Genomic DNA, 19,174 nt, shown 5'->3' on the forward strand with positions numbered 1-19,174 from the left:
TACCGCCCCTGGGGCACCGTCAAGTCGCTGCACGCCGGCGACCGCTTCCAGGTCAAGCGCGTCCTCATCCACCCCGGACAGGCCATCGCCCTGCAGCGCCACTACCACCGCTCCGAGCACTGGGTCGTGCTCTCCGGCACCGCCCGCGTCACCATGGAGGGCCAGTCCCGCATCCTGCGCGAGAACGAGGCCGTCTACCTCCCCATCGGCACCGACCATAAGCTCGAAAACCCCGGCAAGATCGACCTCGAACTCATCGAAGTCCGCACCGGCCCCTATCTCGGCGAAGACGACGTCGTCCGCCTGGAAAAGGCCGACGAGCTGCTGTTCGGATGATTCCGTTCCGGCACGCCTGTTCCCGGATGATTGCAGATTTAAAATCTATGATCCCTGGGAACAGGCGGCCGATTGAAGGTTTCGTAATCCGATTCCTGCGGTAGAGTGGTTGCCGTTGCGTTCCGCTGCCCGCCCATGCCGACTTGTTGAAAGAAAACCGACATGCCAGCAGGCTCTTCGACACCCCAGGACCAGGCCATCGCGGTGATCGGCATGGCCTGCCGCCTGCCCGGCGCGGCCGACCTCGATGAGTTCTGGTCGCTGCTGCTCCAGGAACGCTGCAGCGTCTCCACCATCGGCGGCGACCGCTGGGCGGTCGAGCGGTTCTACCATCCCCGCCGGGGCGAGCCCGGCCGCAGCTACACCCTGTCCGCCGGGCTGATCGAGGCGCCGAACGGCTTCGACGCCGCCGCCTTCCGGATCGCGCCGCGGGAGGCCGAGCAGATGGACCCGCAGCAGCGGCTGCTGCTGGAGCTGGTGTGGGAGGCGCTGGAGGATGCGGGCCTGCCGCCCTCCACCCTCGCCGGCCAGCCGGTCGGCGTGTTCGTCGGCTCCTCCTCGGTCGACGCCTATACCCGGATCGTCGGCGATGCGAGCGGCATCGACACCCATTTCATGACCGGCAACACCGCTTCGATCATCGCCAACCGGATCTCCTACATCTACGACCTGAACGGCCCGAGCCTGACCATCGACACCGCCTGCTCCTCCTCGCTGGTGGCGCTCGACGCGGCGGTCCGGGCGCTGGCCCGGGGCGAGATCGACACCGCCGTGGTCGCCGGGGTGAACATCCTCGGCGCGCCGCAGGCCTTCTACGGCTTCTCCCGCGCCGGCATGCTGTCGCCGACCGGGCTGTGCCGCCCCTTCGCCGCATCCGCCGACGGCTATGTCCGGTCCGAGGGCGGCGCCGTGCTGGTGCTGAGCCGCCTCGACGCCGCCCTGTCGCGCGGACGCCCGCCGCGGGTCATCATCGGCTCGACCGGCGTCAATTCCGACGGCCGCACCGTCGGCCTGTCCCTGCCCTCCACCGAGGCCCAGCGCCGGCTGCTGGAGCGGGTCTACGGCGAGGCCGGCATCGACCCGAACGACCTGGCCTTCGTCGAGGCGCACGGCACCGGCACCCGGGTCGGCGATCCGGCCGAGGCCGAGGCGATCGGCCGCGCCCTGGGCCAGCGGCGGGACGCGCCCCTGCCGGTCGGCTCGGTCAAGTCGAATATCGGCCATCTCGAGCCGGCCTCGGGCTTGGCCGGCATGGTCAAGGCGATCCTGGCTATCGAGCACCGGCTGCTGCCGGCGACGCTGCATCTCGACGCCATCAACCCGGACATCCCGTTCGACGCCCTGAACCTGGTGCCGGCGCAGCGGGCGATCGCGCTGGTCCCGGGCCGCGGCCCGATCATGGCCGGCGTCTCCTCCTTCGGCTTCGGCGGCACCAACGCCCATGCGGTGCTGCGGGCGCCGCGCCCGGACGAGATGCCGCCCCCCACGCCCGAGGCCCCCGCCCGTGCCCTGCTGCTGTCGGCCCATGGCGAGGAGGCGCTGCGAAGCCTGGCCGGGCGCTATGCCGAGGCGCTGGAACGGCCGGAGGCGGCGCCGGCGCGGATCGCCCGCCACGCCGCGCATGAGCGGGAGCTGCTGGCGCATCGCGTCGCCCTGCCGCTCGGCGACGACACCGCGGCCCAGCTGCGGCGCTTCGCCGAGGGCGACCGGACGGCGCAGGTGCTGTCGGCCCGCAGCGACGGCGCGGCCGGCCCGGTCTGCTTCGCCTTCTCCGGCAACGGGTCGCAATTCGCCGGCATGGGGCTGCGGGCCTATCGCGCCAGCCGCCCGTTCCGCGACGCCCTGCACGAGGTCGATGCGCGCTACGCCGCCCTGGCCGGCTGGTCGCTGGCCGAGGCGCTGCAGGACCCGGCGCTGGAGGAGCGGCTGCACGCCACCTCCACCGCCCAGCCGCTGCTGTTCGCGGTGCAGGTCGCGCTGACCGAGGCGCTGGCCGCGGAAGGGCTGGTGCCGGCCATGGTGATCGGCCACAGCGTCGGTGAGGTGGCGGCGGCGCTGGCCGCCGGCATGGTGACGCTGGACCAGGCGATCCGCATCATCCATTGGCGCAGCCATTGCCAGGAGCAGCTGCGCGGCCTGGGCACCATGGCGGTGCTGATGCTGTCGCGCGACGAGGCCGAGCAGGTGCTGGCCGAGGCCGGCCTCGACGGCGCCGTCGTGGCCGCGGTCAACAGCCCGGTCTGCGTCACCGTCTCCGGCCCGAAGGACCAGATCGAGGCGCTGCTGAAGCTGGCCCGGCAGCGCCGGGTGGCGGCGCAGCGCGTCGGGGTCGACTACCCGTTCCATTCGCCGCTGACGGCGCCGATCGAGGCGCCGCTGCGCGCAGCGCTGGCCGACGTGGCCTCGGCCGACGGCCGGATCCCGTTCATCTCCGCCGTCACCGGCGGAGTGCTGGCCGGCGACGCGCTGGACGCCGAGTACTGGTGGCGCAACATCCGCCAGCCGGTCGATTTCGCCGCGGCGGCGCGGACGGCGCTGGAGCTGGGCGCCGGGATCTTCGTCGAGATCGGGCCCCGGCCGGTGCTGACCGGCCATCTGCGCGACATCGCCAAGGCGGCGGAACGCGAGGCCGCCATCCTGCCGACGCTGGACAACCGGCCCGAAAAGCAGGCGGTCGAGGAAACGCAGGACCCGGTCGAGCGCATCGTGCTGCAGGTGCTGCTGCGCGGCGGCGCGGTCGACCGGCGGCCGCTGTTCGGCGACCGGCCCTCCGGGCGCCGCCAGCCCCTGCCCCATTATCCCTGGCAGCGCCGCGACCTGCGCCAAGCCCCGACCACCGAGCGCATCGACATCTCCCTGGCGCGGCCGGCGCATCCGCTGCTGGGCACCCGCCTCGGCGACGGCACCTCGGAATGGCACGGCCTGCTCGACCCCGACCTGCTGCCCTACCTGGCCGACCACAAGGTGGCGGGCGAGGTGGTGGTGCCCGGCGCGGCGCTGCTGGAGATGGCGGCCGCCGCCGGCCGGCAATGGTTCGGGGTCGATGCGGTCGAGGTCGAGGATTTCGACATCCTGCAGGCCCTGATGATCGCCGAGGCGACGACGCGCGAGACCTGGCTGCGGCTGGCGCCGAGCACCGGCGCTCTCGAGATCCTGAGCCGGCAGCGCCTGGCCGAGGAGGAGTGGACGCTGCACGCCCGCGGCCGGGTGAGCCCGAGCCCGGTCGCCACCGCCCCGGCGGGCGGCAAGGCCGAGGCCGGCGAGGCCCTGCGCGCGATCGATCCCGAAGCGATCTACGCCGCGGCCGCGGCGGCCGGGCTGGACTACGGCCCCAGCTTCCGCCGCGCCGCGGCCATCGCCACCGACGACGACCGGGCGATCATGGTCGAGCTGGCCCCGGAGGTCGCGAACAACGGCCTCTACACCATGCCCCACGCCTTGCACCCGACCGCGCTGGACGCCGCCTTCCACGGGCTGTTCGCCCTCTACGGCCGGCTCGGCGGCGGCGACGGCGGCGCTTTCCTGCCGGTCCGCTTCGCCGCCCTGCGGGTCTATGCCTCCGCGCCTGCCGCCCGGGCCCGGCTGGAGCTGCGCCGCGCCACCGCCCGCTCGATCCTGGTCGACATCGCGCTCGAGGACGAGGCGGGCACGGTCGTGGCCGAGTTGCGCGGCGCCCGCTTCCAGCGCAGCGCGCTGCGCCTGTCGGCCGGGGACGAGCTGCTGTACCGGTCGATCCGGCAGCCCTGGGACGAGGGCGGCGCCGGCGTCACAGCGGCCGATCTCGAGCGGGCCGCGGCCGGGCTGCTCGACCGGCACGAGACCGGCGACGACTGGCTGCTGCTGACCGCCTGGGCGCGGTCGATGGCGCATCGCGCGGTGCGGGCGGTGGCGGGATCCTCCCGCTTCACCGTCGACCGCCTGTGCCGCAACGGGCGGCTGGCCGCCGCCACGGTGCCGCGCTTCCGGGCGCTGCTGAAGATCCTGTCGGAATTCGGCCTGGCGACGGAGAGGGACGGCACCTGGCACCTGGCCGCCGCCCGCCTGCCGGCGCCGCCGGCGATCCTGCGCTCGATCCTGGCCGCCCATCCGGCGCGCGGCGCCGAGACGGTGATGGCCGCCCGGCTGTCGCGCGACCTGGTCGCCGCGCTGCGGACCGGGCAGCCGCTGCGCTTCTCCAAGGGCGTCGAGGCGCATGCCCGCGCGGCCTCGCCGCTGCTGCCGCTGGCGGCGGAGCTGATCGGCCGCCTGGCCGCCGGCCGCACGGCGCCGCCGGCGCTGCTGCTGGTCGACCCGGAGGGCGACCTGGTACCGCTGCTGCTGCCGCTGATCCGCGGCGGCGCCCTGACCGTCGCGGTGACCGGGCCGGAGCCGAAGACTCTGGCCGCCCTGGCCGCGCGCACCCCACGCCTGCCCGGCCTGCGGATCCTGGACGACCAGACCGCCGTCCCGCCCGGCCGGTTCGACCTCGCCCTGTCGGCCGGCGCCATGCCCATGAGCGACCCGGCGCCGCTGGGCCGGCAGATCGCCGGGCTGCTGCGTCCCGGCGCCCCGGCCGTCACCATCGACACCATCCCCGACGTGGTCACCGCCCTGCTGCTCGACGGCATGGAGGACGGCGCCGCGGCGGCCCCGGACAGCTTGGCCGGCCCGCTGGCGCAGGCCGGCTTCCGGCCGGCGTCGCGGCACCGCGCCGGCACCCCCGCCGCGGCGGCGCAGCTGGTGGTCTGGGACCGGCCGGCGGTCACCGACGCCGAGGCTCTCGCGGCGCCCGCCCGGTCGATCCTGATCCGCCCGCCCGCGGCCGGCACCGATGCCGAGCTGATCGGCGATCTCGCCGACCGGCTGCGCCGGGACGGCCACCAGGTGCGCATCGATCGGGAGGCGGCCGCGGCGGAAGGCGACACGGTGCTGCTGCCCCTGATGCTGGATGCGGCGCGCGACCCGGTCGCCTTCCTGACCGGCGCCATCCTGGCGATGCGGGCGGAGGCCGAGGCCCTGCCGGCCGGGAAGGCCACGCTGTGGCTCGTCGCCCGCTGCGGCAAGGTGAACGGCAAGGCCGATGGCGGCCGCAGCCTGGCCGAGGCGCTGGCCGCGGCCGGCCGCACCCTGGCCAACGAATATTCCGGCACCGCCATCCGCTTCGCCACGGTGGCCCCGGCCATGGCGGACGACGCCGCCACGGCGGCGCTGGCCCGGCTGATCGGGTCGGCCACAACCGAGACCGAATTCGAGATCGCCCGCGACGGCATCTTCGTCGGCCGGGTGGAGCCGGCGCGGCCGGCGCCGCGGGAGGCGTCGGCGGAGGAGCGCGCCGCCCGCCTCGCCCTGGCCGCTCCGGGCAGCCTGGGCCGGATCGGTTGGACCGCGGCCGAACGCCGGGCGCCCAGGCCCGACGAGATCGAGATCGAGGTCGCGGCCAGCGGGCTGAACTTCCGCGACGTGATGTTCTCGCTGGGCCTGCTGCCGGACGACTATCTCGAGGACGGCTTCGCCGGCCCGACCCTGGGCTTCGAATGCGCCGGCACCGTCCGCCGCGTCGGCGGAGCCGTCACCGGCCTGCAGGAGGGCGACCGGGTGATGGCCTTCGCCCCGGCCGCCTTCGCCACCCATGTCACGGTGCCGGCCCAGGTGGCGATGCGGGTGCCGGACGGGATCGACCTGGCGGCCGCGGCGACCATGCCGGTCGCCTTCATCACCGCCTGGTACGCGCTGGTGCACCAGGCCCGGCTGGGCCGCGGCGAGAGCGTGCTGATCCACGGCGCCGCCGGCGGCGTCGGCCTGGCGGCGCTGCAGATCGCCAAGCTGCGCGGCGCCACCGTGGTCGCCACCGCCGGCAACGAGGACAAGCGCGCCCTGGCGCAGCTGCTGGGCGCCGACCTGGTGCTGGATTCCCGCTCGCTGGCCTTCGCCGACGAGATCCGCTGGAAGATGGGCGGGGTCGACGTGGTGCTGAACTCGCTGTCCGGCGACGCCATGCGGCGCAGCCTGCGGGCGCTGAAGCCCTTCGGCCGCTTCATCGAGCTGGGCAAGCGCGACTTCGTCGCCGACACCGCGGTGGGGCTGCGCGCCTTCGCCCGCAACGTCTCCTATTTCGGGGTCGACGCCGACCAGCTGCTGAACGCCCAGCCCGCCCTGACCAAGCGCCTGCTGCGCGACCTGGACCGGCTGTTCGCGCAGCGCCGCCTCACCCCCCTGCCGCACCGGGTGTTCCCGGCCGACCAGGCGGAGGAGGCGTTCCGCCTGATGCAGGGCGCCGGCCATATCGGCAAGATCGTGATCACGCCGCCGCGCGAGATCCCGGCGGCGCCGGCGGCGGAGGCCCGGTTCCAGGCGCAGGACACCGGCTTCCACCTGGTCACCGGCGGCACCGGCGGCTTCGGCTTCGCCGCGGCGCTGTGGCTGGCGGAGCACGGGGCGAAGACCATCGTCGTCGCCTCCCGCCGCGGCGCGCTAGGCCTGGCCGAGGCGGCCGAGGCCGAGCGGCTGGCGGCGCGGGGCATCAGCATCGTGGCGGAACGGCTGGACGTCACCGACCGGGCGGCCTGCGAGAAGCTGCTGGCATCGCTGGAACGCCGGCACGGCCCGCTGCGCGGCATCATCCATGCGGCGATGGTGCTGGATGACGGGCTGCTGCGCGACCTCGACGCGGAACGGATCGAGCGGGTGCTGGCGCCCAAGATCAAGGGCGCGATCCATCTCGACCTGGTCAGCCGCACCCGCGCGCCGGACTATTTCGTGCTGTTCTCCTCCGCCACCACCCTGATCGGCAATCCCGGCCAGGCCAACTACGTCGCCGCCAACGCCTATCTCGAGGCGCTGGCGCGCATCCGCCGGGGACAGGGCCTGCCGGCCCTCGCCGTGGCCTGGGGCGCGATCGCCGATGCCGGGGTGCTGGCCCGCGACACCGCCAAGGGCGACGCGCTGAAGCGGCGGATCGGCCGGTCCTCGCTGAAGGCCGCCGAGGCGCTGGAGCAGCTGGGCCGGCTGCTGGCCCGGCCGGCGGAGGCGCCGGAGGAGGCCGTGGTCGCCTGCGCCCGGATCGACTGGCAGGCGGCGACGCGCGAGCTGCCGATCCTGGCCACGCCGCGGCTGGCGTCGATGGCCGACGGCCGGCGGGCCGAGGCGGCGGAGGCCGAGGTCGACCTGGCCGCCCTGATCACCGGGCGCAGCGACGCCGAGGCGCAGCAGGTCGTGACCCAGACCATGCTGGCCGAGATCGGGCGGATCCTGCGCATGCCGCCGGCCGATATCGACCCCGACCGTCCTTTCGCGGAGCTGGGAATGGATTCGCTGATGGGCCTCGAACTGGATGCGGCGATGCAGAGCCGCTACGGCATCGACCTGCCCTTCCTGTCGATCGGTGCCGGCCTGACCATGAACGAGCTGAGCGGCCGCATCGTCGCCAAGCTGCGCGGCGGCGCGCCGGCCGCCTCTGGCGAGGCGCTGCCGGCCGAGGAGGTGCAGCTGATCGCCAAGCATGTCGAGATCGACCCCGAGACGGAGACCGCCGTGCTGGTGCGCGAGGCCGTGCGCGACCGGGCCAAGACCACCCGCCGGGTTCTGGGATGAGTTGTGATGAGTAAGGGCCGTTTGTCCAACGCCGCGCTGCGCTCGCTGATCGACGACGTGCGCGGCAAGGCCGCGGCGCCGGTCGAGGTGCCGGCGGCGCCGGCGCAGCGCCAGTACGACACCGCCTTCGAGACCCTGCCCGGCTACGAGGCGCTGCGGATGCAGCGCGCCGCGGCCGACATGCTGGGCATCCCCAGCCCGTTCTTCCGCATCCATGAGCAGCGGGCCGGGGCGGTGTCGCGGATCGCCGGGCGCGAGGTGATCAACTTCGCCTCCTACGACTATCTCGGGCTGAACGGCCACCCGGCCGTGGCCGCGGCGGCGAAGGCGGCGATCGACGAGTTCGGCACCTCGGTCTCGGCCAGCCGCCTCGTGGCCGGCGAGCGGCCGTTCCACACGGCGCTGGAGCGCCGCCTGGCCGAGGTGCACGGCGTCGAGGACGCGGTCGCCTTCGTCAGCGGCCACGCCACCAACGTCGCCGCCATCGGCCAGATCACCGGGCCGGCCGACCTGATCCTGCACGACGCGCTGATCCACAACAGCGTGATCACCGGCGCCCAGCTGTCCGGGGCGCAGCGGCGGGCCTTCCCGCACAACGACCTGGACACGCTGGAATCGATCCTGACCGCCGAGCGCGACCGCTGGCAGCGCGTGCTGATCGTGGTCGAGGGGCTGTATTCGATGGACGGCGACACCGTCGATCTGCCCCGGCTGGTGGAGCTCAAGCAGCGCTTCGGCGCTTGGCTGATGGTCGACGAGGCGCATGCCCTCGGCGTGCTGGGCCCGACCGGGCGCGGCGTCGCCGAAGCCGCCGGCGTCGACCCGAGGCAGGTCGATATCTGGATGGGCACGATGTCCAAGACGCTGGCCTCCTGCGGCGGCTACATCGCCGGGTCGCGGACGCTGGTCGAGTATCTGAAGCTGATGGCGTCGGGCTTCGTCTACAGCGTCGGCATGCCGGCACCGGCGACCATGGCGGCCCTGACGGCGCTGGAGCTGATGATGGCCGACACGGACGGGCGCGTGGCCCGGCTGCAGGCCAATTCGCGCCACTTCCTGGAGCGCGCCCGGGCCGCCGGCCTCGACACCGGCCTGGCCCAGGGCCATGCGATCATCCCGATCATCCTCGGCGATTCGCTGCAGGCGGTGCTGCTGTCGAACCGGCTGCTCGAGCGCGGCGTCAACGCCTCGCCGATCGTGCATCCGGCGGTGCCGGAGAAATCGGCCCGGCTGCGCTGCTTCATCACCTCCGAGCACGACCGCGACCAGATCGACCGGGCCGTCGCCATCATCGCCGAGGAGCGCAAACAGCTGCGGCACGAGGCGCCGGTGGCCGCGAAGCTGGGCGCCGTCGCCGAGTCTAAAGAGCGTGCGCGTCGATCTCGAAGCGCAGGAAGCGATCGATGAAGGCGGCGCGGATCGGGCGCGGCGCCAGCCGGCCCAGCCGGATCAGCCAGACCAGCGGCCAGGGGAACGCCACCCAGGCGCGGCCGCGGGCGACCCGGCCGGCGATGTGCTTCGCCGCGCGCTCGGCGCTCCACTGGAACGGCCGCGGGCCGCGATAGCGGTCGCTCATCCCGGTGGCGATGAAGCCGGGGCAGACGATGGTCACCCCGATCCCCTCCGGCCGCAGCCAGGCCAACAGCGCCTCGCCCCAGGCGACGAGCCCGGCCTTGGAGGCGGAATAGGCCGGCTGGTCGGCCAGCGGCATCAGCGCCGCCAGCGACGCGATCAGGACGATGCGGCCGTCCCGCCGGCGGCGCATCGGCTCGATCAGCGGCGACACCGTCGCGATCGCGCCTTCGAGGTTGATGCGCAGCTGCGCCGTGACCGAGTCCTCCGGCTCGCAGCCGCGGCCCGGGGCCAGGCCGGCCTCGACGCCGGCATTGGCGATCACCACCGCCACCGGATGGCGGGCGTCGAAGCCGCGCAGGAAGTCGCCCAGCCGGGCCCCGTCGCGCACGTCGATCTCGGCCGTCTCCACCATCGCGCCGCGGCGCCGGCAGGATTCGGCGACCTCGGCCAGCCGCGCGGGGTTGCGGCCGATCAGGGCCAACGCCACGCCCGGCACCGCATAGTGCCGGGCCAGCGCCGCGCCGAGCCCGTGCGACGCCCCGGTCACCACCACACCTCTCGGCACTGCCGTCATGCCGTCTCCCCGATCCGCACGGCCGCATCCTGCAGCGGCCGGACCGTGCCGTCGAGGATGCGGCGGCAGGCGCCGTCGACCGCGAGATCGATGCCCCGCAGCGAGAAGAAGCTGCCGTGGATCTGGGTGCGCGCCACCACGACGCGGCGGAACGCCTCCAGCAGGTCGGGGCGCGGCGGCTGCCCCTCGGCCCAGAAGCGGTCGAGCCCGCCCTGGAAGCCGAGGCCCGGCAGGTCGAACACGGCGGCGCCGAGCGCCTTCACCGGCTTGCCGCGCTCCATCGCGATCAGCCCGACCGTGGAGTTGACCACGACCACGCCGCGGGCGCCGTCGACCAGCTGCTGCAGGTCGCCGCCGTCGATGAAGTCGACCCGGTCGGCGACGCCGTGCGCCGCGGCCAGCTCCGCGATCCGCCGGCGCTTGAGGAGCGGGCGGACGTCGAGCGGGTGCAGCTTCACCACCAGGCGGCTGTCGCGGTCGGCGCAGCGGGCGAAGGAGGCGATGATCAGGCCCGCGGCCTCCAGCGTGTCGCGGAAGCGGGAATGGGTGCGGATCTGGAAATCGGTGTCCAGCTGCAGCGGATGCAGCCAGTAGCGGCCCGCCTGGTCCCGCAGGCGCAGCATCGTCCGCTCCGCCTGCCGGCGGGCCCAGGGCGAGCGGAGGAAACGGCCCAGCCAGCCGGCATATTCCACCAGCGGGTGGTCGAGGGCGTGGTGCCGGTAGTGCGGGAAGGCCGGCATCAGCGCGACCAGCCCGGCGGTCCACAGCACGTCCCACACCGCCCGGTGCAGGAAATAGGACGGCACCGGCCCCGCCTCGGACGGCGGCTCCAACCGCTGGGCCATGGCCAGGATGGTGGCCGGGCTGCGCGGCAGGTCGGAATGGCCGTTCACGCCCCAGGGCTCGCAGGTGATCCAGCCCGGGCGCAGATAGCCTTCCTCGAACATGTGCAGCCTGAGGCCGCGCCGGCGGGCCAGCTCCACCGCCACGACGTGGTGCGGCCGGCAGTCGCCGAACAGCACCAGGTCGGAGACCCCTTCGGCGTCCATGAGGTCGGCCAGGAAGCCGTGCCATTCCGGCAGTCGGCCGCGGAAGGCGACGGCGGGGCGGCGCCAGAACACGGCGTCGCCGCCGCAGATGTTGACCTTGACGATGCGGGCGCCGCCCGCCTCCAGCGCCGCGGCCAGGCGCCGGTGGAACGGCGATGCGGGGCCCTGCAGGAACAGGACCACGCGCGGCGAGGCGCCGCCGCGCGCGGCGGCGGACGGGCGTTGCGGCCGCCCGTCCACGCTCACCACCCTCAGAACGGGATGCGGGCGTAGACGTCGCCCGACACCGGCCACAGCTTGTCGTCGAAGGACACCGCCTGCGCCACCGGGAAGGCCTCGAACAGGTCGCGGCCGTCATAGCGCAGCGGCTGCCAGGTCTCGTCGATCCAGGTGATCACGTCCTCCCACGGCGTCTCCAGGCTGCGGTCGCGGCAGAAGGCGATGACGCCCGGCTTGCCGACGCCGGAGTAGAAGTCGCGGATGCGGTGGTCGATCCGGTTCTCCGGATCGTCGACGTCGAGCAGCAGGCGACCGCCCTCATAGGTGCCGAACCAGCCGCAGGGGATGCCGTAGGTCTCGGCGATCACCATGCCGTGCAGGCTGGTCGAGATGATCCGCTTGCACGACACGATCTCCTCCACCTTGGCGGCGAAGGCGTCGACCTTCGGCGCGGTGTAGGTGTTGATCAGCCGGATCGAGCCCGCCAGGCTGGGCGGGATGTTGTAGCGCTTCAGCGCCTCCTTCACCCCGGCCTCCGGATCCATCGCGGCGAGCTCGGAGATGTGCAGGATCACGCCGAGCTCATGCGTCTTCTTGACGTGGTTCATCGGCATGATCCGCGGCAGGAACCAGACCGGGTCGCCGAACACGTCGGGCACCTTGATGCCCTGGCCGCGCAGCACCTGCGCGGTCTTGCGGCCGCGCACGCCATGCACCACGAATTCGGTGTTCTGCGGCCGGATGTACTGCCGGATCGAGCGGTCGACCGGGTTCAGCGTCGCATCCATGCCCGTGCCCCAGAAGTGCAGCACGCCGTTCTTCTGGGCATGGCCGATGGTGCCGACCGCCACCATCCGCTCGGACGCGTCGTCGAAGGCGGCGCGGCGCACCGGCAGCCCGGCGATGGCGGCGACCACGACGGCGCTGAGCGCGTCGCCGAGATTGGCGTGCGGATGCTCGCTGGTGGTCGCGACCCAGGACAGCGGGATCGACAGCCGCTTGGCATTGAAGCGCAGCAGGGTCTCGATCCGGTCGCGCGACACCGCGTCGGTCTTCGCCACCGCCGGGGCGGCGACCGGGGCCGGCGCCGGGGCGGGCTCGGCGACAGGCTCAGGCGCCCTGGCGATGGCGGCGGACCCTGCGGTCATCGGCGGGGCGGAGGCGGCGGGCGCCGCGGGCTTGGCCGGCGCCGGAGGCGGGGAAACGGTCATGGCGGAAACAACCTTCAGGGCGGGGGCCGGCTTCGCGACCGGAGCCGCGGCCGGGGCCTTGGCCGTGCCGGCCCTGGCCAGGGCGACGCGCTTGCGGTCCTCGCGGCGCAACTCGTCCACGGAATGCTGCAGCACGAGGCCGGTCAGCACCGGATGGTCCCACACCGTCTTGCCGGCCGGCGCCGCCAGCGGCTTGACCTCGAGCGGGAAGGCGTTGATCAGCGCGTCCTCGTCGATCGACACCGGCTCCCACACGTCGTCGATGGTGTCGATCACGTCCTGCCAGTCGGTCGCGATCCCGCGCGGCTGGGAATAGGCCCAGATCTTCTGCTTGCCGATGCCGGTGTAGAGATCGACGATCCGGAGATCCGTGGTCCCCTCCGGATCCAGCTCGGTCAGGGTCAGGCCGGGTTCGTCGCCCTGCGGCGAGAAGTACAGGCAGGGGATGCCGTAGCTTTCGGCGATCACCATGCCGTGCAGGCTGGTCGACACGATCCGCTTGCAGGCCAGGATCTCGTCGACCTTGTCCTTGAGCCCGCCGATGCCGATCGGCGTCACCGTGCTGATCAGATGCACCCGGTCGGCGAATTCGGGTGGCAGCTCGAAGCGCTTGTAGTCGGCGCGCGGCCGCGCCTCGGCGAAGGACCGGTCCGCCAGCTCCGACAGGTGCAGGATGACGCCGAGGTCCCACTTCTTCTCGACCTTCGGCTTGTAGAAGCGCGGCAGCAGCCAGACCGGGTCGCCGTAGACGCCGCCCTTCGGCTTGCCGCCGAGCAGCTTGGCCGAGACCGGCCCGCGGCTGGCCGGCACATGGAACACGGAGTCCGGCGGCAGCGTCAGCGGGACCCGTTCGGCCATGGGCGCCGACGGGTTCTTCCAGTTCGAGCTGCCGGTGCCCCAGAACCAGACCTCGCCGCCCTCGAAGCCATGGCCGATCGTGCCGACCGCCGCGAGACGCGCCGATTTCGACCGGGTCGGGACGCGGGCGATGTCCAGGCCGGACAGCAGGGCCACCATGACCGGACTGAGCGCATCACCGAAGTTCAGGTAGTCCATCTCCTTGGTCGAGCCGGCCCAGGAGAGCGGGATCTGTCCCGCGTCGCGCGTGGCCCGCAACAAGCTGTTCATCATGCGTCTCGTCCACTTCGAAAGGGTCGGTTTCGGGTCGCCGGACCGGGCTGCGGCATCAGGCCCGGTCCGTCAGGGGCCGCCGCAGCAGCGCCGCCATGCGCTGCAGCGGCCCGCCTGCCGCCCGGCTTTCCGCGGCGGCAGGCCGGATCACCGTCTGCGGCCGGTGCTGCAGCGGCAGGCGCTGCAGCACCGGGTGCTCGAACACGGTCTCGCCCCGCCGTGGCCGCAGCGGGTTCAGGTCCAGCGGGAAGGCTTCCATCAGCGGCGCCGTGTCGAACTCCGGCCGCTGCCAGGCCTTGTCGATCGCCGCCATCAGCGCCGGCCAGTCGGTGCGCTCGCGGCGCGGCTGGCCGTAGACCGGGATGGAACTGCGGCCCAGGCCGCGATAGAGGTCGACGATCCGGAGATCGAGCGTGCCGTCGGGATCGAGCTCGGCCATCCTCAGGCCGCGCGGCGCCCGGGGCGAGAAGTACAGGCAAGGAATGCCGTAGCTTTCGGCGAAGACCATGCCGTGCAGGCTGGTCGACACGATCCGTTCGCATTCCAGGATCTCGTCCAGCCGGGCCCGCATCCCGGCCAGGCTGATCGGCGTCACCGTGTGGATCAGCTTGACGTCGCCGGCCAGCTCCTCCGGCACCTGGTAGCGGATGTGCTCGGGTTTCGGCCGGACCTCGAAGGACCGGTCCTGCAGATCGGCCAGGTGGATGATGACGCCGAGCTTCCACTTCTTCCGGCGCGGTCCGGGATAGAATTGCGGCAGCAGCCAGACCGGATCGCCGTAGACCGCCGGGCCGACGGCGTTCTCCTCGCCCAGGATCCGGCGCGACACCGGCCCGCGCGTCGCCGTGACGTGCAGCCGCGTGCCGGGCAGCGGCGCCACCGCGACGCGCTCCTCCGCCGGGGCGGACGGGTTGCGCCAGCGCGAGCTGCCGGTGCCCCAGACCACGACCTCGCCGTCCTTCAGGCTGTGGCCGATGGTGCCGACCGCGGCCATCCGCAGGCGCGGCGATTCATGCGCGACATGCTCGACCGGCAGCCCCGACAGCAGCGACACCATCACCGCGCTGAGGGCGTCGCCGAGATTGACGTAGTCCTGCTCGCGCGTCGCGGCCACCCAGGTCAGCGGCACGATCTCCCGCTGCCTGACCGATGCGGCCAAAGCGCGAATGGTCTCGTTGCTCGGCACAGCCATCAGTCGCCCGTGATTCCAGTTTCGCCGTCAAAGGTTTTAAGCCGGAATCGTCGTCCCTGTCATGCGTTTTGCAGTGCGAAATCGCATTGCGAAGCAGATTTTTGCGTTGCGTCGGGATCGAGGCACCTTCAGGTTAAGGTATGAATTCCTTTTTCAGATCAACGTGATACACTGAGCAAACGTGAAATCGACTTTTCCGAGGGTCGGCCGGACGATTCGCGTAAGCTCCGTCGCGCAAAACCTTCGAAAACTTCTCGTGCGACATCCGGCCACCTCGCCGGCCAGACGGTTTCGGCGATGCTGACCGTGGGGGAGCCAAGCCCGACCACGCAACCACGAGGCAGCGTATGCAGATCTGTTTCCGGCTCCTTCCGGCCGCCCTGGCGCTGGCCGCCGGCCTGGCCGCGGCGCCGCCGCCGGCCCGGGCCCAGGCCGAATCCGACAAGCTGATCGACTTCATGATCATGGATGTCTGCGTCGACCAGCACGACCGGATCCTGCCGGGGCTGGCGCCGGGCGACGCCGACTGCACGCGCCGCCGCAACATCCGTGCCGGCGAGGCGGTGCCCTATCACCTGCACAATTTCGGCGCCCCCGGCGGCCCCTGCCCGCAGCGCCTCGGCACCGTGTCCAAGGACAACATCCCGATCGAGAAGCGCGGCGTCACCCGCATCGTCAGCTTCTACGACCGCGGCGTCGATCACAGCTGCCCCGACGCCGACCCGGACGCGCCCAGCTTCGGCAAGCTCGACGCCGGGCGCGAGGGCGGCTCGGTGCAGTGGGTCGACGAGCGCTGGGGCTACATCATGGGCAGCTGGAGCCCGGTCGCCCTGTCCTACTGGCTGACCCCGTCCTGCGCCGGGGCGCCCGACACCTCGGGCCGGTTCCGCTACGGCTGGGTGATCGGCCCGGCGACGCTGCCGCCCGAGGGCCAGGGCGGCTTCGAGGTGTTCCAGAGCAAGCTGGTCACGGCCAAGGACGGCCGGGAGCCGGAGGCCGGCTGCCCGAAGCGCTTCGCCCGCCCCTTCACGATGTGGATGCGCGACCGCTTCACCTACAAGGACGGCAGGACGCTGGACAGCCTGATCTCGCTGCGCTTCTCCGGCTCCAGCAAGGACGGCGACGGGCCGGGCCGGGCGCCCCAGGTCGAGATCACCTACTGGACCAAGGAGTTCGGGCTGACCCGCTGGGAGAAATGGGCCCGCGACGACTGGGTGCATCCGCGCAACCGGCAGGCGGCCGCCACCCTGGGGCGCACCCTGTTCGCCCGCGACACCTGCAGCCGCCCCTATGTCTTCCGCACCAGCCCGGTGCCAGGGCTGACGATCGAGGACAGCGGCAGCAAGGACGATTACGGCCGGGTCCTGACCGACACGCGGACCGGCGAGAGCCATGCCTGGCACATGTCGCTGTGCAACGACTACAGCAATGTCGTCAAGGATCCGGACGGCGGCCTCGTCCCGCCCTGGGGGCAGGGGCTGAGCGACATCTTCTGGGCGGAGTAGGCGAAATTCGCCCCAGCGGCCGTCTGACGCGGCTTTCTGCGCTTCCGGTGCTCACGGACGTCGTGTCCGCTGCGCTCCGGTTCCCGAAAACCACGCCAGCCGATCACCGGAACGAATTTCGAGGCAGAGTCTTAGGGCTTCGGGCGCTCAGCGCCGGAAGCCGTCGGTCCGCGGCCCTTCCGACCGGCGATCGGGGATGGCCCCGGCTTTCGTCCCATCGAGCCTGAGCCCGGCCGGCGCGCCGCGGCGGTGCCGGTGCCGGGACCGTCCGGCCCCGCTCCTCCGGCTCTCCTCCTGCAGCCGCAGGGTGATCGGGCCGTCCGGCTGCGGCGCCAGCCGCCGGCGCCAGACCATCCGCTCCTGATGCGAGGCCGGCGGCATCATCGGATACGCCTCCGGCAGCCCCCAGCGCCGACGGTACTCGGCCGGGCTGAGCCCATGCGCCTCGGCGAGGTGGCGGCCGAGGTCCCGGCAGATCCGGCCGTCCTCCAGGCACACCAGGAAGCCGAGCCCGATGGTCTCGGCCAGCGGCACCGGCGGCACCCGGACCGGCGCCGCGACGGGGCGCTTCCGTCCGGCCGGGCGCCGCGACGGGGCGGAGAGATCGCCGAAGGTCGCCAGGATCCTGCCGATCAGCAGAGGATCGTCCGGCGCCGAAGCGGGCTGGCGCGACCGGAAGGCCCGGGCGATCTCCGCAGCGAAATCCCGGTGGCGCGACATGAACTGGCGGAGTTCGACGTCTGACCCGGTCTGGCCCCGGCTCGCCTTTCGGCTCGCTTCGTCAAGCTGATCAACACGCATTCCTTCGTCCTTCTGACGCACAGCTTTGATGCCGGCCCGACACGGCGGAACCACTGCTGGCGAGAGCCCGCGAAGGCGCCATCGCCGCCCAACCGTGATTCCACGCTCGGCCGACAGACCGACGTGGTGAAACCCCCTCCCTTGGACTTCCTGTCGTTGATTGCATCCCGCCATTGCATATTCGGATATTGTACGATCCGAATCGCGAGATCAGCCTACCAGCAAGCGTGTGACAGGTTAATCCTTAAAAACTATTGCCGAAGACCATTTCAAGTTTAACTCGCTTAGCCAAGCCTTCCGGGCAAACCGAGGGCAAGAGGCGAACCGATGTTCCGCAGGGCTGAAACCATCTCACCCCCCTCGCCGACCGAAGCCGCCTGCAGGCTTGTCACCTCCAATATCGAAAAAATATGCCGAGATTTCGATACAAAGGCTTCCGAGATCTGCCCTCGACTGGCCCGACGGGGCAGAGCGGCACCGCATCACCCGCCGATTTCAGGCGATCTCTGCAACCCGTGGGTTGCCGCTCTTCAGGAATCGGAGACGATCGGGAGGCGCTTATCGGCGGCTCTACGGTGCCGAGACCTGCAGTTTATGCCGCAGCCGCCGATCGATGCAGCATTGCGTTATCGTCTTGCGGAAATCGTACGAAACATCCTAAAATTGAAACTAGATTTTTTGCCATCCAGTGGAGGGAGGCGATTCGAATCCTTCGGCGGCCGCATTTTACAACGCGCCTCGCCCGACGGACGGATCGCTAACTAAGAAAGAGCGTCATGGCCCGCCCAAGCGAAACCGAGATCCTGAGGTTCACCAAAGAAATCGTTGTCGCCCACGTGTCCCGCAACACGCTCGACAGCGAGAGCCTTCTCGACCTGATCCGCAACGTCTACACCACCCTCAGCGCCACGCAGGGCCCGGCCGTCGAAGGCGAAGCCGAGCATGCGGAAGCCGCCCTCGTCCCGGCCGAAGGGGCCGAGGCCGGCCAGGAGGCGGCGCCGCTGGTCCCGGCGGTGCCGATCGAGGAATCGGTGACTCCGGATTATATCGTCTGCCTCGAGGACGGGCGCCGCTTCAAGACCATGAAGCGCTGGCTGCGGGCGACCTATGGGCTGAGCCCGGAGCAGTACCGGGAGAAATGGGGCCTGCCGGCGGACTATCCGCTGACGGCGCCCAACTACACCAAGGCGAAGTCGGCCGACGCCAAGCGGCAGGGCCTCGGCTCCGGCCGCCCCGCCCGCGTGTCCCGGACCAGCCGGCCGGGCCGGCAGCGCGCCGCCCGCCCGAGCGAGAAGAAGACCAAGCCCTAACCCAGAATCGGCCGCTGCGGGATGCGGCCGATCCCGGAATGAAAGGGCGCCCGGTCCGGGCCCGGCTGCGGCGAGGCCTTCGGACTCGACAGCGCGGCGTTATGTTCTATATTCGTTCCAGCCGTCACCGCGACCTGGACCGTCATGGGACATATCCAGCAACTGGCCTTCGCGCTCGGGCCGGTCGAGATCAGGCCGGCTGCGCCGCCGCGACCCCGATCCACCCTCCAGCCGGCCAAACCGACAACGACCGCCACCCAGCCGCTGCTGCTGCCGGAGGCGCCCTGCCCCGCCGCAGAGGCCGTTTCCGCCGCTGTGGCGCCGGCGCCTCCTCCCCCTGCGGCCGCGCCCGAGTCCCGCCCGCCTCCCGCCGCCGATGAGCGGCCGCTGGCCGAGGACGCGGCGCCGGTGCAGGCCGCGCTGTATGTGGTGACCGGCTTCGCGCGGGGGCGCGAGCGGCGGCGAAGCGGATGGCGCCGCCTGCCGGAGCAGGGTTTCGCCAGCCGCCGCTTGGCCGAGGCGCACGCGGCACGGCTGCTGGACCGCGGCCGCGCCGACGGCGTCATCCTGACCCGGCAGAGGCTGGGCGCGGAGATCGACGCAATGGACGAGCCTGTGATCCTGGCGCGCCACGGCGAGCTGCCGGCGGAGCTGCTGGAGGGCTGACACGGAAAGGGCGCCGCGAGGGCGCCCTTCTTCGAT

Annotated in this window: 11 protein-coding genes; 6 read left to right on the top strand and 5 right to left on the bottom strand. The window is 72.2% G+C overall.

What is annotated here, in order from left to right; genetic code table 11:
- The 3 genes from G537_RS36335 to G537_RS36345 all read left to right on the top strand — a co-directional run.
- On the top strand, positions 1-336 hold a 336-nt coding region (locus G537_RS36335), incomplete at its 5' end, for a cupin domain-containing protein (protein ID WP_034850608.1).
- A gap of 162 nt (positions 337-498) precedes the next feature.
- On the top strand, positions 499-7,905 hold the full coding sequence (locus tag G537_RS45365) for a type I polyketide synthase (RefSeq protein ID WP_064742072.1): 7,407 nt from the start codon (positions 499-501) through the stop codon (positions 7,903-7,905).
- 6 nt (positions 7,906-7,911) lie between these two features.
- On the top strand, positions 7,912-9,312 hold the full coding sequence (locus G537_RS36345; protein ID WP_051247847.1) for an aminotransferase class I/II-fold pyridoxal phosphate-dependent enzyme: 1,401 nt from the start codon (positions 7,912-7,914) through the stop codon (positions 9,310-9,312).
- On the opposite strand, the gene G537_RS0103955 is transcribed toward G537_RS36345, so the two are convergent.
- Genes G537_RS0103955 through G537_RS0103975 form a run of 4 tightly spaced genes read right to left on the bottom strand, consistent with a single transcriptional unit; the run spans position 9,266 to position 14,856 of the window.
- Positions 9,266-10,054 carry an SDR family NAD(P)-dependent oxidoreductase gene (locus G537_RS0103955; protein ID WP_026868992.1) on the bottom strand — a complete coding sequence of 263 codons (789 nt, stop codon included), beginning with the start codon at positions 10,052-10,054 and terminating at the stop codon, positions 9,266-9,268. The two genes, G537_RS36345 and G537_RS0103955, sit on opposite strands and share 47 nt — an antisense overlap.
- Positions 10,051-11,349: a capsule biosynthesis protein gene (locus G537_RS36350; RefSeq protein WP_155888492.1), complete on the bottom strand. Its 1,299-nt coding sequence runs from the start codon at positions 11,347-11,349 to the stop codon at positions 10,051-10,053. Before G537_RS36350 ends, G537_RS0103955 begins: the two co-directional genes overlap by 4 nt.
- Positions 11,350-11,354: 5 nt before the next feature.
- A complete protein-coding gene (locus tag G537_RS36355; RefSeq protein WP_211230287.1) occupies positions 11,355-13,661 on the bottom strand; it encodes a polysaccharide pyruvyl transferase family protein in 2,307 nt (768 codons plus the stop codon).
- 58 nt (positions 13,662-13,719) lie between these two features.
- Positions 13,720-14,856, bottom strand: a complete 1,137-nt coding sequence (locus G537_RS0103975) for a polysaccharide pyruvyl transferase family protein (protein WP_155888493.1) — start codon at positions 14,854-14,856, stop codon at positions 13,720-13,722.
- Between the two features lie 347 nt (positions 14,857-15,203).
- On the opposite strand from G537_RS0103975, the gene G537_RS0103980 reads away from it, so the two are divergent.
- Positions 15,204-16,361 (top strand): hypothetical protein, encoded by a 1,158-nt coding sequence (locus tag G537_RS0103980; RefSeq protein WP_026868994.1) that lies wholly within the window; start codon positions 15,204-15,206, stop codon positions 16,359-16,361.
- A 147-nt stretch (positions 16,362-16,508) separates the two neighbouring features.
- Here G537_RS0103980 and G537_RS41885 read toward each other — a convergent pair whose 3' ends face one another.
- Entirely contained in the window at positions 16,509-17,081 is a 573-nt protein-coding gene (locus tag G537_RS41885) for a MucR family transcriptional regulator (protein ID WP_051247849.1), read from the bottom strand.
- A gap of 857 nt (positions 17,082-17,938) precedes the next feature.
- Between G537_RS41885 and G537_RS36365 the strand changes: the two genes are divergently transcribed.
- Positions 17,939-18,472, top strand: a complete 534-nt coding sequence (locus G537_RS36365) for a Ros/MucR family transcriptional regulator (RefSeq protein WP_051247851.1) — start codon at positions 17,939-17,941, stop codon at positions 18,470-18,472.
- Positions 18,473-18,616: 144 nt separating this feature from the next.
- On the top strand, positions 18,617-19,138 hold the full coding sequence (locus G537_RS43475) for a hypothetical protein (protein WP_155888494.1): 522 nt from the start codon (positions 18,617-18,619) through the stop codon (positions 19,136-19,138).
- Positions 19,139-19,174 lie beyond the last annotated feature (36 nt).

Origin of the sequence: Inquilinus limosus DSM 16000, from assembly GCF_000423185.1 — a bacterium.
In the GTDB taxonomy this organism is placed as follows: Bacteria; Pseudomonadota; Alphaproteobacteria; order DSM-16000; family Inquilinaceae; genus Inquilinus; species Inquilinus limosus.